General features: G+C 62.8%; 16 protein-coding genes and 1 tRNA gene. 6 read left to right on the top strand and 11 right to left on the bottom strand.

Features of this window, described 5'->3' with window-relative positions; genetic code table 11:
• Nucleotides 1–26: 26 nt before the first annotated feature.
• Nucleotides 27–1,244 (bottom strand): MFS transporter, encoded by a 1,218-nt coding sequence (locus ACTRWG_RS00665; protein WP_259969501.1) that lies wholly within the window; start codon nucleotides 1,242–1,244, stop codon nucleotides 27–29.
• Between the two features lie 95 nt (nucleotides 1,245–1,339).
• On the opposite strand from ACTRWG_RS00665, the gene ACTRWG_RS00670 reads away from it, so the two are divergent.
• Together ACTRWG_RS00670 and ACTRWG_RS00675 are read left to right on the top strand one after the other, a co-directional pair.
• Nucleotides 1,340–1,999 (top strand): DNA-3-methyladenine glycosylase family protein, encoded by a 660-nt coding sequence (locus tag ACTRWG_RS00670; protein ID WP_245597400.1) that lies wholly within the window; start codon nucleotides 1,340–1,342, stop codon nucleotides 1,997–1,999.
• The gene (locus ACTRWG_RS00675) at nucleotides 1,996–2,661 is read left to right on the top strand and encodes an alpha/beta hydrolase (RefSeq protein WP_027237631.1); all 666 of its coding nucleotides are present in this window, start codon (nucleotides 1,996–1,998) and stop codon (nucleotides 2,659–2,661) included. The genes ACTRWG_RS00670 and ACTRWG_RS00675 overlap by 4 nt, the downstream gene beginning before the upstream one ends.
• Nucleotides 2,662–2,698: 37 nt before the next feature.
• Here the strand turns inward: ACTRWG_RS00675 and ACTRWG_RS00680 are convergent, their stop codons facing one another.
• Both ACTRWG_RS00680 and ACTRWG_RS00685 read right to left on the bottom strand, forming a co-directional pair.
• Complete coding sequence (locus ACTRWG_RS00680; RefSeq protein ID WP_027237632.1) at nucleotides 2,699–3,121, bottom strand: VOC family protein; 423 nt, start codon at nucleotides 3,119–3,121, stop codon at nucleotides 2,699–2,701.
• 12 nt (nucleotides 3,122–3,133) lie between these two features.
• Nucleotides 3,134–3,787: a pseudouridine synthase gene (locus ACTRWG_RS00685; protein ID WP_027237633.1), complete on the bottom strand. Its 654-nt coding sequence runs from the start codon at nucleotides 3,785–3,787 to the stop codon at nucleotides 3,134–3,136.
• 230 nt (nucleotides 3,788–4,017) lie between these two features.
• Between ACTRWG_RS00685 and ACTRWG_RS00690 the strand changes: the two genes are divergently transcribed.
• Nucleotides 4,018–4,602, top strand: coding sequence for an HNH endonuclease (locus tag ACTRWG_RS00690; RefSeq protein ID WP_027237634.1), 585 nt, complete (start codon nucleotides 4,018–4,020; stop codon nucleotides 4,600–4,602).
• A 198-nt stretch (nucleotides 4,603–4,800) separates the two neighbouring features.
• Here ACTRWG_RS00690 and ACTRWG_RS00695 read toward each other — a convergent pair whose 3' ends face one another.
• From ACTRWG_RS00695 to rocF, 3 genes are read right to left on the bottom strand one after another with little or no spacing between them, the layout of a single operon-like run.
• The gene (locus ACTRWG_RS00695; RefSeq protein WP_462828826.1) at nucleotides 4,801–5,847 is read right to left on the bottom strand and encodes an ornithine cyclodeaminase; all 1,047 of its coding nucleotides are present in this window, start codon (nucleotides 5,845–5,847) and stop codon (nucleotides 4,801–4,803) included.
• Nucleotides 5,844–6,773 carry a citrulline utilization hydrolase CtlX gene (gene ctlX, locus ACTRWG_RS00700; protein WP_462828827.1) on the bottom strand — a complete coding sequence of 310 codons (930 nt, stop codon included), beginning with the start codon at nucleotides 6,771–6,773 and terminating at the stop codon, nucleotides 5,844–5,846. Before ctlX ends, ACTRWG_RS00695 begins: the two co-directional genes overlap by 4 nt.
• Nucleotides 6,770–7,696 carry an arginase gene (rocF, locus tag ACTRWG_RS00705; RefSeq protein WP_259959232.1) on the bottom strand — a complete coding sequence of 309 codons (927 nt, stop codon included), beginning with the start codon at nucleotides 7,694–7,696 and terminating at the stop codon, nucleotides 6,770–6,772. The genes ctlX and rocF overlap by 4 nt, the downstream gene beginning before the upstream one ends.
• Nucleotides 7,697–7,808: 112 nt before the next feature.
• Between rocF and ACTRWG_RS00710 the strand changes: the two genes are divergently transcribed.
• Nucleotides 7,809–8,234 carry an Lrp/AsnC family transcriptional regulator gene (locus ACTRWG_RS00710; RefSeq protein ID WP_027237638.1) on the top strand — a complete coding sequence of 142 codons (426 nt, stop codon included), beginning with the start codon at nucleotides 7,809–7,811 and terminating at the stop codon, nucleotides 8,232–8,234.
• Between the two features lie 60 nt (nucleotides 8,235–8,294).
• On the opposite strand, the gene ACTRWG_RS00715 is transcribed toward ACTRWG_RS00710, so the two are convergent.
• Together ACTRWG_RS00715 and ACTRWG_RS00720 are read right to left on the bottom strand one after the other, a co-directional pair.
• Nucleotides 8,295–8,762: a disulfide bond formation protein B gene (locus ACTRWG_RS00715; protein WP_027237639.1), complete on the bottom strand. Its 468-nt coding sequence runs from the start codon at nucleotides 8,760–8,762 to the stop codon at nucleotides 8,295–8,297.
• 2 nt (nucleotides 8,763–8,764) lie between these two features.
• On the bottom strand, nucleotides 8,765–9,343 hold the full coding sequence (locus tag ACTRWG_RS00720) for a YqaA family protein (RefSeq protein WP_027237640.1): 579 nt from the start codon (nucleotides 9,341–9,343) through the stop codon (nucleotides 8,765–8,767).
• A 164-nt stretch (nucleotides 9,344–9,507) separates the two neighbouring features.
• Between ACTRWG_RS00720 and ACTRWG_RS00725 the strand changes: the two genes are divergently transcribed.
• Nucleotides 9,508–9,593, top strand: a tRNA-Leu gene (locus tag ACTRWG_RS00725).
• Between the two features lie 117 nt (nucleotides 9,594–9,710).
• Here ACTRWG_RS00725 and ACTRWG_RS00730 read toward each other — a convergent pair.
• The 3 genes from ACTRWG_RS00730 to ypfJ all read right to left on the bottom strand — a co-directional run bounded on the left by ACTRWG_RS00730 (nucleotide 9,711) and on the right by ypfJ (nucleotide 12,477).
• On the bottom strand, nucleotides 9,711–10,394 hold the full coding sequence (locus ACTRWG_RS00730; protein WP_051357844.1) for a class II aldolase/adducin family protein: 684 nt from the start codon (nucleotides 10,392–10,394) through the stop codon (nucleotides 9,711–9,713).
• Nucleotides 10,391–11,497, bottom strand: a complete 1,107-nt coding sequence (mtnA, locus tag ACTRWG_RS00735; RefSeq protein ID WP_462828829.1) for an S-methyl-5-thioribose-1-phosphate isomerase — start codon at nucleotides 11,495–11,497, stop codon at nucleotides 10,391–10,393. Before mtnA ends, ACTRWG_RS00730 begins: the two co-directional genes overlap by 4 nt.
• A gap of 134 nt (nucleotides 11,498–11,631) precedes the next feature.
• On the bottom strand, nucleotides 11,632–12,477 hold the full coding sequence (gene ypfJ, locus ACTRWG_RS00740; protein WP_259959227.1) for a KPN_02809 family neutral zinc metallopeptidase: 846 nt from the start codon (nucleotides 12,475–12,477) through the stop codon (nucleotides 11,632–11,634).
• A 349-nt stretch (nucleotides 12,478–12,826) separates the two neighbouring features.
• Here ypfJ and ACTRWG_RS00745 point away from each other — a divergent pair, with 349 nt between their 5' ends.
• Entirely contained in the window at nucleotides 12,827–13,975 is a 1,149-nt protein-coding gene (locus tag ACTRWG_RS00745) for an efflux RND transporter periplasmic adaptor subunit (RefSeq protein WP_462828830.1), read from the top strand.
• The last annotated feature ends 2 nt before the right edge of the window (nucleotides 13,976–13,977 follow it).

Here is a 13,977-nt window from a genome sequence, read left to right on the forward strand (position 1 = left end):
CTTTCTTTTTGCCTGCCGCTAGGACATCAGGCCTCTTTAGGGCGCAACACCAGCCACATCAGCGCGCCGCCCGCCAGCACCAGGAAGGGGGCCATGGCCATGTTCACTGCGCTCCAGCCCTCCACCGGGTTGCCGCCCGAGCAGTTCATCAGCCCGCCAGATGCCAGCGAGGCCATGGTGACGCCGCCAAAGACCAGGAGGTCGTTCAGCCCCTGCATCCGGCCGCGCTCATAGCTTTCATGCGCGCCGGCCAGCATCGTGGTGGCGCCGATGAAACCAAAGTTCCAGCCGATGCCCAGCAGCACCAGCGCTATGAAGAAGTTCTCCAGATCAACGCCTTGCAGCGCGACGGCACCGGCACCTGCGAGGATCACCAAACCGGCGGCGACGATTTTTTCCACGCCGAAACGGGCAATCAGGTGGCCCGTAAAGAAAGAGGGCACATACATCGCCAGTACATGCCAGGTGACCACATCCGCGGCGTTGCCCTCGGTATAGCCGCAGCCGACAACGGCCAGCGGGGTCGAGGTCATCACCAGGTTCATCAGCGCATAGGAAACCATCGCGCAAATAACTGCCACCGCGATCACCGGAGTCTTCAGCAGTTCCATCCGGCTGCGGCCCTTTGGGCTGTCCTCAGTGGGGGCAGGCGGTTTAGGAATTTCGAGAAACAGGAACAGCGCAGCGCCCAGGACGTTGACCGCAATTACGGCCAGATAAGTGCCAAGGAATGGAATAACAAAAGCTTGGCTGGTGGCCTTCACAATCTGCGGCCCGATGATCGCCGCCGCCAGCCCGCCTGCCATAACGTAAGAGATCGCCTTGGGGCGGAAGGCTTCGGAGGCTGTATCGGCGGCGGCAAAGCGGTAAAACCCGTGCGCGCTCATGTAGACGCCGGTCAGCAGGCTGCCGAGCAGAAAGATGGGGAAGGAGCCCAGATACAGACCATAGGCGCCGACCAGCCCGCCAACAGCGCCAAAGGCGGCGCCGACAAAGAAACCCGCCCGGCGGCCCCAGCGCTGCATGATTGCCGAAATTGGCGTGGCGGCCAGCATCGACCCGCCGACGATCAGCGAGATCGGCAGCGTTGCAAAACAGGGGTTCGACGCCAGCGACTGCCCCGCAAGGCCGCCGATGGTAAAGATCATCGGCATCTGCGCGCCGAGGATCGCTTGGGCCAGCACCAGGATGGCGACGTTTTTCTTGGCGACGGCGTCGCTGGGGGTGGTCATGCTCATGGTCATATGGGATGCGTAACGGTGAATATGTTGAGGAGCAAGCCAGCGGCATTGGCTTGCCGATCACGCTTTCTTTCAACAGCTGCCAATCAGGGGGTGACGTGGCGTCAGAAGTGCAGACATTCCTGCCGGGTGTGGGCCGGATCATCCAGTGTGACGCCTGCGTGTCCGAAGGTGCCGCGTGGCTGGCGGCGCAGGACAGCCGGTTTGCCGGGGCGCTGGAACTGACCGGCGCGCTTCCGCTCAGGCGGAGGCCGGACGGGTTTGCGGAACTTCTGAGCGCGATTGTCAGCCAGCAGGTCAGCGTGGCTTCGGCCAACGCGATCTGGACGCGGATGAAAGAGACGGAACTCACCGGCCCACGCAAAATCCTTGCCGCTACGGATGACGATTTGCGCGCCGCTGGCCTAAGCCGTCAGAAAATCCGCTATGCCCGCGCCCTGGCAGATGCACGTATTGATTTCAAAGCCTTGCGCGATGCCCCTGACGCCGAGGTGATTGCAACGCTGGTTCAGGTTCCGGGTGTCGGCCTCTGGACGGCAGAGATATATGCGATGTTTTCGCTGGGCCGCGCGGATGTGTTTGCCCATGGTGATCTTGCCTTGCAGGAGGCGGCGCGGGTGCTGTTTGAGCTGCCCGCCCGGCCCAAGGAACGCGAAATGCGGCAAATGGCCGAAGCCTGGTCCCCCTGGCGGTCGGTTGCGGCGCGCATTCTCTGGGCCTATTACCGGGTGGCGAAGGACAGGGAAGGGATCCGATGACTCGTGTACTGAATGCCGGCCGCAAAGAGCCGGTTTCCGGCAGCACCCGCTCGATTGTGGTGTTCCTGCATGGCTATGGCGCCAATGGAGCTGATTTGCTGGGGCTGGCCGATCCGCTGGGGGAGCATCTGCCGGATACGCTGTTTGTCGCTCCGGATGCGCCGGAGGCCTGCGCCGGCGCGCCTTTTGGCTTCCAGTGGTTTCCGATCCCCTGGATTGACGGCTCATCTGAGGAAGAGAGCATGCGCGGCATGCTGTCGGCAATTGAGGATCTGAACGCCTTCCTGGATGCGCTGATGGTGGACGAGGACGTGCTGCCGGAACAGGTCGTGCTGTTCGGCTTCAGCCAGGGCACCATGATGAGCCTGCATGTGGCACCGCGCCGCGAGGACGCAGTGGCAGGGATCGTTGCCTTCTCCGGCCGGCTGCTGGAGCCCGAACTGCTGAAGGATGAAGCGGTCTCAAAGATGCCAGTGCTGCTGGTGCATGGCGACCAGGACGACGTGGTGCCGGTGCAGTCGCTGCCCGAGGCTGCCGAAGCGCTGCAGGAGGCGGGCTTCCAGGATGTTTTTGCCCATATCCAGAAGGGCACCGCGCATGGCATCGCGCCCGACGGGCTGAGCGTGGCCCTGGCGTTCATGCGCGACAAGCTTGGGCTGTAACCTGCTGAAAAACCTGGCCTTCCGTTTGCGCGGAAGGTCAGGGTGCCCACAGATGCGGTTCGGCGATTTCAACTGAATTTCCGGCCGGATCGCGAAAATAGACGGACCGGGCGCCACTCGGCCAATCAAACTCAGCCTCTATCGCAACACCGGCTTTTTTGAGCCTGGCGCGCATCAAGAGCAATTCTTCCCTGGTCTGTGCAAAGCACACGTGCCCGGGCCCGCGGGCGCCGTGCGGCGGCACCGGCAGCCGCGGGTTGCCCGGTGGTTTCACGGTTTCCTCAGCGTTGAACAGCAGCAGGACGGAGGGTCCGCAGCGGAAAAAAACATGCCGGTTTGCCACCCTCTGAATACGTTCCAGCCCTAAGATACGGCCATAAAAGTCTTCGGCTGCGTCCAAGTCGTCAACATAGAGCGACGCTTCGAGAATGGCGATCGGGGCAGGGGCGTGCGGCAGCATGGCTGCAGGCTATCAGCGGCGGCGGGGTCTGTCACCTTTTGCCGGGCGCGCCAAGGAAGCCTTGGGGCGGCGCGGCGGCTTTTGCGAAGGTTTCGGCGGTCCGAGAACCCGGGGCGGTTCCAGATCCTCCCATGTTCCTTGCGCGAGCCCGTCAAGCGTCCAGGCGCCGATGCTGTAGCGGATCAGGCGCAGCGTGGGATGCCCGACCGCCGCCGTCATCCGGCGCACCTGCCGGTTGCGGCCCTCGCGGATGGTAAGTTCGATCCAGCAATCGGGAACGGTCTTGCGCATCCGGACCGGCGGCGTGCGCACCCACAGGCCCGGCGGTTCGGGCATCAGCCGGGCCTTGGCGGGCCTGGTTTTTCCGTCCTTTAGTTCGACACCTTCCGACAATGCTCTGAGAGCGTCCTGATCCGGAATTCCTTCGACTTGAACCCAATAGGTTTTGTCCATCTTATGCTTGGGGTCGGTGATCCAGGCTTGCAGACGGCCGTTGTCGGTCAGCAGCATCAGCCCTTCGCTGTCCCGGTCCAGGCGGCCGGCCGCATAGACGCCCGGGCAGTCGATATAATTGCTCAGCGTGGGCCGCGGGCTGTCCTGGCTGCCGCGGTCGGTGAACTGGGGCAGAACGTCATAGGGCTTGTTGAAACGGATCAGGCGGGTCATGGCACGGCAATAGGGGTCCCGGCGCCGCAGGGCAAGAGCCCCGGAGGCCAAGCCCCTGTGGATAAGTGTCACCGCGGTGTCACGGAAGCAGCACAGATTGCTCCCGACATATTGTGGATCATCAGGGCTTGTCAGGCGCTAACCACGATATATAGTCAAAGTTAGGCTGGGGCGGGTTCCCCGCTCTGGTTCCGCAACACGGAAGATCAGGGCGAGGAAGACGTTCAAAAATGGATGGCGATTTCAGAGCAGAGTTTGTCAGATCTCCGGGGGCGCTGAAGCAGCACCCGGCATTGGTGCTGAACGCGGACTACCGGCCGCTCTCCTATTATCCTTTGTCTTTGTGGACCTGGCAGGATGCGGTCAAGGCCGCTTGGCTGGACCGGGTGGCCATTGTGGCCGAATACGACGAGGTGGTGCACAGTCCGAGTACCGAGATCCGAATACCGTCTGTGGTGGTTCTGAAAGATTATGTGAAACCTCAAAAGCGCGTGGCCTTCACGCGCTTTAATTTGTTTCTGCGGGATGAATTCCGCTGCCAGTACTGTGGCAGCAAGGGTGAGCTGACCTTTGACCATGTGGTGCCGCGCGCGGCCGGCGGTGTGACCAGCTGGGAAAATGTCGTGGCGGCCTGCAGCCCCTGCAATCTGAAGAAAGGGTCCAAATCGCTGCACCGGGCCGGCATGTCGCTGCGCAAACCGCCGCGGCGGCCGGGGGCGGAGGAGCTGCGCAATACAGGACGAAAGTTTCCGCCCAACCACCTGCACGAAAGCTGGATGGACTTCCTGTACTGGGATACTGAGCTGGACGCTTAAGCGAAACCGTCCATCTACTTGGAAAAGAAGGGTTCCGGCCTCTTTGCCTGAGTGCCTGCTCCCGGTGGGGCGACTGCTCAGATCCCCATGAGCAGTGCCGGCAGATGCCGCTGACTGCGGCGAACAGACAAGGAGGCCGGAGGTGCCGGCGGCCTCAGTTCAGCGGGCCGCCTTTGCTGGGTGTCAGGGCGCGGCGCCTCAGGGTTTGGCGCGCTGAAGCATACCGAACAGATCGCGCGGATCGTCAGGGTCAGCAAGCATGTCCAGGTCGATGAAGTAATCGGTCCCCTTGATGCGGTCGCGGATATAGCGCAGCGCCGAGAAGTCCTCGATGGCAAAGCCGACGCTGTCAAACAGCGTGATCTGGCGGTCACCGGTGCGGCCCTGTTTATTGCCCGCAATCACTTCCCACAGTTCGGTCACGGCAAAATCTTCCGGCATCTGCTGGATCTCGCCCTCGATCCGGGTTTGCGGCGGGTATTCGACAAAAACGTCGGACCGGTTGAGGATGCCGGGCGCCAGTTCGGTCTTGCCAGGGCAGTCGCCGCCAATCGCGTTGATGTGGACGCCGCTGCCCACCATGTTGTCGGTCAGAATGGTGGCATACTGCTTGTCCGCGGTGCAGGTGGTGAGGATCTGCGCGCCTTCGATCGCTTCCTCCGGCGTCTTGCAGGACACGACCTCTATTCCCATTCCTTGCAGGTTGCGGGCGCATTTTTCGGTCGCGGCCGGGTCATTATCATACAGGCGCACGGATCTCAGGCCGATGATTGCCTTCATCGCCAGCGTCTGGAATTCAGACTGGGCCCCGTTGCCGATCATCGCCATCGTGGTCGACCCCTTTGGGGCCAGATACTTGGCGGCCATTGCTGAGGTCGCGGCGGTGCGCAGCGCGGTCAGCATGGTCATTTCGGTCAGCAGCACCGGGTAACCGGTGTAGACATCCGCCAGCAAGCCGAATGCGGTGACGGTTTGCAGCCCTTCGGACGTGTTCTTGGGGTGGCCGTTCACATACTTGAAGCCATAGGCCTCCCCATCGGAGGTCGGCATCAGCTCGATCACACCGACGTCGGAGTGGCTGGCGACGCGCGGGGTTTTGTCAAACAGCTCCCAGCGCTTGAAGTCTTCTTCCACATATTCGGCCAGATCGCGCATCATCTGCTCGATGCCGACGTGATGAATGAGGCGCATCATGTTGTCGACGCTGACAAAAGGCACCAGTGCCTTGTCCGAAGGCTGTGTCATGCGGATTTCCTTTCACGGGGGCTCAGGTGGATGCCTGCCAGCATGCAGCGCACCGACCCGCCTGCGGTTTCGATGGTGGGAATGCTCAGCGGCAGCGGCTCTGCGCTCTGTTCAATGACTGAAATCTGATCCGGACGCAGCGCGTCCAGCGCCTTGGCCGACAGAGCCAGAAGCCGTTCGCGGCCAGTAAGCTCCAGGGCGTTGCCTGCGAAACTGGCGATCTGATGGGGCGTGAGGTCAATTACCTGCCGCCCGGTTTCCTCCAGCCGTGCGGCAACCTCAACGCGGCGGGCGGGATCGGCAACCATGTCCAGGCAGATCAGCGCGTAACCGGTGCCGATCCCCATCAGAACATTGGTGTGATACACGTCGCGGCCCGCTTCATCTTTGGCTTCGAACACCATGGGTTCAAAGTTGAAATGAGTACAAAAGCGCTCCAGCAGCACAGGGTCGGCGCGGTTGGACTTCACGGTGTAGGCAATGCGGCCGATGTGGTCCAGCACCATGGCACCGGTGCCTTCCAGCGAAAGCCCGTCCTGTTCCAGGCCGGAATAGTCGATGACATCCTGAACCCGGTACTCCCGTTTCAGCAGCTCGATCACATCCCAGCGGCGCTCCTTGCGGCGGTTCTTCGCAAACATCGGATAAACCGCAACGTGGCCGCCGGCATGGGTAGAGAACCAATTGTTGGGAAACACGCTGTCCGGGGTTTCGGTGGTGGTATCGTCGAACACATGCACCGAAACGCCCGCGCCGCGCAGGGCTTCAACGGCGCCATCGAATTCCGCCAGCGCCTGGGCCGCGGTTGCCGTGGCCGAGGCATTGGCCAATGTTTGAAAGGCGTTGTCACCCTTTGTTTCCGGATTCGAGCGGAAATGATGCGGCCGGATCATCACCACCGCAGAGGGGGCTTGCAGGCTGGTCACTGGTAGCTCCGTGTCGGGCGGTCGAACACTCGGCGGCCCAGGGCGGAGGCGCAGAGGTCCACCATCAGATGCGCCGTGCGGCCGCGCTCATCCAGGAACGGGTTCAGCTCAACCAGATCCAGCGAGGTCATCAGGCCGGAGTCGTGCAGAATTTCGCAGACCAGGTGCGCCTCGCGCACGGTGGCACCGCCGGGAACAGTGGTGCCGACAGCGGGCGCAACCGAGGGGTCGAGAAAGTCCACATCCAGCGAGACGTGAAGCATGCCATTGGCCTCTGCGACCTGATCCAGGAACCGGTTCAGCGGACCGGCAATGCCGTTTTCATCGATATGGCGCATGTCATGGGTGCGGATGGAACTGTCTTCCAGCGCGAGCCGCTCCTGAGTGTCCACAGACCGCAGACCGATCATGCAGACATTCTCCTCGGGAACCGGGTTCAGAACTTCAGGAAAGTCGTCGAACCCCCTGCGCCCAGTGAAATATCCAACCGGTGTGCCGTGCAGATTGCCGCTGTCCGATGTCTCCGGCGTGTGGAAATCCGTATGCGCGTCCAGCCAAAGCACAAACAGCGGCCGGCCTTCCTTTGCGGCAAAGTTTGCAGCCCCGGCCACGGATCCCAGCGACAGCGAGTGATCGCCGCCCAGGAACACCGGCAGGCCGCACTCCAGCGCGTCTTCGGCAGCCTGCGCGAGGCGCGAAGTCCAGCCGATGGTTTCGTTGCGGGCGTAGACGAGTCCGTCATTGGTGTCGGCAGGATGGGCCTCCGGCGCCAGGTTGCCAATATCTTCCACCGTGTGGCCAAGGCTTTCCAGGGCGGCGGCAATCCCAGCGGTCCGGTAGGCGTCCGGGCCCATCAGGCAGCCGGCCCGGCGCTTGCCGCTGTCGACCGGGGCTCCAATTAGAATGCAATGTTGCGACGTCACGGTTTTGCTCTCTCAAAACGTTGGCTTTCTTCCTGTTAACTTCCGAAATGTGATGGAATCCAGTCATCACTTTGCGCATAATGGGAACTGATTGTTCAAATTGAGGTGGAGTATGGACAAAACGGATGAGCGTCTGATCTCTGCGCTGCGCCACAATGCGCGGGCGTCTTTGTCAGACCTGGCGCTGGAACTGAACCTGTCGCGGACGACGGTGCGGGCCAGGATCGAGCGGCTGCAGGCGCGCGGCGACATTCTGGGGTTCACCGTGGTGCTGAAGGAGGATGTGCTGCGCGATCCGGTGCGCGGCCTGATGATGATCGGCATCGAGGGCCGCGGTACCAGCCGGATCACCCGGCAGCTGCAAGGGCTGCCGGAGGTGCGGGCGATTCACACAACCAACGGCCGCTGGGATTTGATCATCGAACTCGGGACCGAGACTTTGGAAACACTGGACGCAGCGCTGGCCAAGATCCGCACCTTTGAGGGGGTGGTGAGCAGCGAAACAAATCTGCTGCTGGCCACGAAAAAGGACACCTGAAGCCGGGACGGCCTAAACGCGATCAATGGGTTAGCGGCCTGGTTTCAGCTTACCGGACCGTTAACCTTTCTTGCGGGCATGGTTGGCGGCGGCAATCCAGATCAGCGCCAGGCCAAAGGAGGCAATGGCATTCCAGCTGGCCATGGAGAGGGAAAACAGCTCCCACGGGACCTCATCGCAGCGCACCAACGGCGCGGCCATGATCTGCTCCATCAGCTGATCGGGCGACAGCCCGCTCACCGGCCCGGAGGTGCAGGTGGAGGGGCCTTCCCACCAGCCGCGCTCAACACCGGTATGATAGACGCCGACCCCGGCAGTGGACAGCGCCGCCAGCGCCCCCAGATAAGGCAGCACCGCACTGGGAATGATCAGTGCCAGAACGCCGATCCCGGCCGCCGCAGCATGCGGATAGCGCTGCCAGTAGCACAGTTTGCAGGGCGCCATCTCGCCAATGTACTGGAAGCCCAGCGCCCCAAGCAGCAGTGCGGCAGAGCCGGTGGCAGCGATGACAATCAATAAGCGGTGCATGATCAGAGAAACCTCACCATCAGGAAGCCGCCGAACAGGACGACCATAAAGGCCGAGAAGACCAGCCCCAGGCGGCGTTCAATGAAGTCGCGGATCGGGGCCCCGAACTGCCAGAGCAGACCAGCCACGATGAAAAAACGCAGTGCCCGCGCAAGGATAGAGGTGGCAATGAAGGTCCCAAGCGGCATGCCTGTCCAGCCCGACATGATAGTGATCACCTTGTAGGGGAACGGCGTGATGCCGGCGCCGAGAACCGCCCAGAAGCCAAAGTCGTTGAAGCGGGCGTTGAATTCCGACATGGCGCCGCCTTTGCCCATCGCCTCCAGCACCGGCTGGCCAATGCTGTCATAGAAGAAGGCACCGATGGCATAGCCGAGCATTCCGCCTGCGACAGAGGCCGCCAAGGCCACCAGTGCAATCAGCCAGGCGCGGGACGGGCGGGCCAGGATCATCGGGATCATCAGCACGTCGGGCGGAATCGGAAATACCGAGCTTTCGACAAAGGCCACAGCGGCCAGACACCAGAGCGCCTTGGGGTGATCGGCCAAGGCCATCGTCCGGTCATATAACGGTTTCAGCATGCTGCGCCCTGCGTCCTCAACGGCGTTTGCAGAGGGACGTGGCACGTGCGCCGGCCTCCGTCAACCTTTGCTGCGGATGAAATTGCAACGGGGTGTGAATTCGGCGCAGAAGGGCCGTTTTGCCTCTGGACCTTGGCGGCAGGCTTGGCTAGGAAAAGGGCGTGGCCCAAGTGGCGGAATGGTAGACGCAGGGGATTCAAAATCCCCCGATGGCAACATCGTGAGAGTTCGAGTCTCTCCTTGGGCACCACAGATTTCCGCTAAATATCAAACACATCGGGAAAGTTCCGGAGCCAGTGCGGCAAGTTCGGTAGGGATTGCCTGCGGCGGGCGGCTCACCCCGGTTGTGCTTTGCGTCCGCGCAAAATCAGCGGCTGTCTTTCAGGCCGTAATCAGCGAAGGCTGCGATCACCGCCGCCATCTCGTCTTCGCTCAGGATATGCGTTTTTCCCAAGGTCAGGCTGGTCGCATAACCCTTTGCCAGTGTTTCGAGTTCCGTCATCCTCCAGAGCGCGCGGGGAAGGCTTTCACCTGTGGCGACCGCGCCATGGTTGGCCATCAGGCAAGCACTGCGGTTCTGCAAAGCGCGGGTGATATTTTCCGACAGCTGGCGGCTGCCGAACAGGGCATAGTCCGCCACCGGCACGTCGCTGCCGCCAAAGGCCGCCACCATATAGTGGCAGGCGGGGATTGACTGCCGGTTCATCGCCAGCGCGCTGCAATAGACAGGATGAGCATGGACAACGGCGTTGACGGCAGGCTTGGCCTGCAGGATCGCCAAGTGAAACGGCCACTCGGTGGAGGGTTTCAGCTGACCCTCTGGCGCGGCACTGCCGTCCAGCGGCATACAAACCAGATCCGCGGGGGTCATCTTTTCATAAGGCACGCCGGAGGGGGTGATCAGCATATGATCGCCCGCCCGAACGGAGATATTGCCGGATGTGCCCTGGTTGATCCCGGTGGCATTCATCTCAAGGCAGGCGTCGATCACCGCCTGCCGTAGCCCGGTGCAATCCTGGTAGGGCGGTTTCACCTCAGACGCCCCGGTCATGCGGACTTGGCAGCGGCCATTTCCGGGAACAGCCCGGCCAGGCCTTCCTCGGAGGCTTCGCAGACGCCGCGTTCGGTGATCAGCCCTGTGACCAGCCGGTTGGGCGTCACGTCAAAGGCGGGGTTGCCGCCAGGGGTACCATCGGGCGTGACCTGGACCACACCGATTTCACCGCTCTCCGTCTTGCCCTGGACATGGGTGATCTCGCGTTCGCTGCGCTCCTCAATCGGAATTTCGGAAACGCCATCCGAGACGGTCCAGTCGATCGTCGGCGAGGGCAGGGCGACATAGAAGGGCACGCCGTTGTCCTTGGCTGCCAGCGCCTTGAGGTAGGTGCCGATCTTGTTACAGACATCGCCGCGGCGGGTGGTGCGGTCGGTGCCGGTGATCACCAGATCGACCTGGCCGTGCTGCATCAGATGGCCGCCGGAGTTGTCGGTGATGTAGCTATGGCTGATACCGTGGCTGCCCAGTTCCCAAGAAGTCAGCGCGCCCTGGTTGCGCGGGCGGGTCTCATCCACCCAGACGTGGATCGGAATACCGGCGTCATGGGCCTGGTACATCGGGCTGGTGGCGGTGCCCCAGTCGACGGTGGCAATCCAGCCGGCGTTGCAGTGGGTCAGCAGCCGGACGGGCTCGCATGCCGGTTTGCCGGCGGCGATTTGTTTGATCAGCTCCAGCCCATGCGCCCCGATGCTGCGGTTGATTTCGACATCCTCATCGGCGATGTCATGGGCCAGCGCCAAGGCCGCCGGGGCGCGTTCGCCTTCGGCCAGCGGGCGCAGGTGATTGCGGCACCGGTCCAGTGCCCAGCGCAGGTTGATTGCGGTGGGGCGGGTGGCGTTCAAGAAACTCCACGCCTGATCCATCGCGGTATCGGACGGATCCAGCCGCATCGCCAGCGCCATGCCATAGGCCGCGGTGGCGCCGATCAGCGGCGCGCCGCGCACCCGCATTTCGACAATCGCGTCTGCAAATTCCTGCAGGGTGCTGACCTGCTGGATGCGGAAGTCATGCGGCAGCCAGCGCTGATCAATGATCTGCAGCGCGTCCTTGTCATGGTCCCACCACAGGGACCGGTAATGCGTACCGTCAACTTTCATCTGGCTGTCTCCCTAGTCCGGCGGCCATGGCGCGGCGCCGGAATCGATCCGGTTTCCGGCTCCGGCGTAGCGCTGCCTGTGAGGTTAGACAACCACCAACCCCGGCAGAATTCAATGAACCCGCAGCCGCTGGATCACAGCGAGTTGGCCGAGAAAGTGTCGCAGGTGTTGACATCCCCGCTCTCGTACCCGCGCGCAAACCAAGCCTGCCGCTGGGCGCTGGTGCCGTGCGAGAAGGTATGCGGCTGCGGCACTTGGCCCGCGTTGCGCTGCAGCGTGTCATCGCCGATCTGTTTGGCGGCGTTCATCGCTTCGCTGATGTCGCCCGGCTCCAGCGTGCCCAGCTGATCCCGGGCATAGCGCGCCCAGATGCCGGAGAAGCAATCGGCCTGCAGTTCGGTGCGCACGGAGATCGCGTTGGACTCAACCTCGCTGACCTGGGCGCGGATTCGCTGGGTCTGGCCCAGGATGCCAAGTTCGTTCTGGACATGATGGGCAACCTCATGCGCCACCACATAGGCGGCTGCGAAATCACCGCTGGCGCCCAGCCGCTGGCTGAGCGTGGTGAAAAAGGAGGTGTCGAGATAGACCTTCTCATCCAGCGGGCAATAAAACGGTCCGGTCGCGCCGGAGGCCCCGCCGCAGGGCGATTGCGTGACGCCCTTGTAAAGCACCAGAACAGCTGGATCGTAGGCCCGGCCCAGCTGCTGGTCGAAAATCGTCGACCACACATCCTCAGTATCGGCCAGGGCGACGCTGACGAATTCGGCCGCGGCCTGGTCGGCTTCGGTGACCGGCGCGGACTGGCTGCTTTGCGGTGCCGTGCCTTGCAGCAGAGGCGTCAGGTCCACACCCAGAAAGGCGCCGACCACAATGATCAGAATCGCCCCCGCGCCGCCGATTCCGGCGGTTCTGCCGGTGAAACCCCGGCCCCGCCGGTCCTCAATGTTGCTGCTTCCGCGGCGTCCTCTCCAACGCATGGTATCCTCCTGGCATCCTGGCCTGCCGGCATCTGCGGGATCAGATAGCGGCGCGGCGGCAGCTATCAACGGGGCCCGCCCGGCCGGCCTGTCCGTCGGGCTCCCGTGTTGATAACCCCTGGCCGCCGCCTGCGGTTCCCGCCCGGCGGTGATTGAGCACCGCGCCGGGGGAAAATGGTGCGGTTGTCCGGGCCACGCAGCAAGAGAAACGCCCAAGACGCAACAACGGCTCTTGCGGTTAAGGTTAGCAAATTATTGAATGGAGGAAATTTCGTTTCCGCAAAAGCGGCTGCCACAGCCGTTGCTGCAATCATTCCTAATAAACTTCCAATATTCGAAAGGGCACAGCATGGCACGATTTTGGACTGCAGGCCTGTCTAGTGGAACCGGTCTTGCGTTGGTTGCAGCGGCAGGGCTGATGCTTGTGGGGCCTGCAGCCGCCCAGCAGGGCGCGGCGCCGAAGGTTTCGGTGGCGCCGGCTGTCGTGAAGCCGATCAAGGACACGGCCACGTTCATCGGCCGGGGCGAGGCGATTGACAAGGCCGACATCATGGCCCGTGTCAGCGGCTATCTGGAGGAGGTGCTGGTGGAAGACGGCGCCGAGGTGGAGCGGGGGGATGTGCTGTTCCGTATTGAGCGCAGCGCCTATGAGGCCGTGCTGGAGAGCCGCCGGGCGGAACTGGCGCAGGCGGAAGCCAACCTGGAGCTGGCCTCGCTGGACTTGGCCCGCAAGCAGGAACTGTTCGAGCGCGGTTCGGTGCCGGAGGCGGACCGTGACACCGCCCGCGCCAATGAGCTGGTGGCCGAAGCCCAGGTGCGGGCCGCCAAGGCTGCCATCCAGCAGGCTGAACTGGATCTGAGTTATACGGACGTCAGCGCGCCGTTTTCTGGCCGCCTCGGCCGGGTCGAGGTCAGCATTGGCGACGTGGTAAGCCCCAGCGGCTCCCCCTTGGTGAACATCGTGCGGGAGGCGCCGGTCTATGTCTCCTTCTCGCTGAATGAAAAGCAGTTCGTCGAGATCCTGCAAGAGCTGGAGGCCAAAGGCCGCGACCGCGCAAATCCCGAAACTGCACCGGAAGTGTTCGTCGTGCTGCCGAACGGTGAAGAACTGGAGGAGAAGGGCCGGATCGCCTTTGCCGGCAACCGGGTTGACCCGGACACCGGCGCCGTCACCGTGCGGGCGAAATTCGACAACAGCAACCGGTTGATCCTCGACGGTGCTTTTCTGACCGTCGGCCTGCAGTCGCAGGAGGCCATTGACCGGATCATCATCAGCCAGGCCGCGGTTCAGCGCGATCAGCAGGGACCGTTTGTATTGGTTGTCGACGGCCAGAACCAGGTCCAGCAGCGCTATATCGTGACCGGGGATGTGCAGGGCACCGGCATTGTCGTGCTGGACGGGCTGACGCAGGGCGAAACCGTTGTGGTCCAGGGCCTGCAAAAGATCCGCCCCGGTGTCGAGGTGGATCCGGTCCCGGCGGCGCAGGCTGGAGAGTAAGC

It is taken from the genome of Leisingera sp. G5_S3_59_S7 (assembly GCF_054968485.1).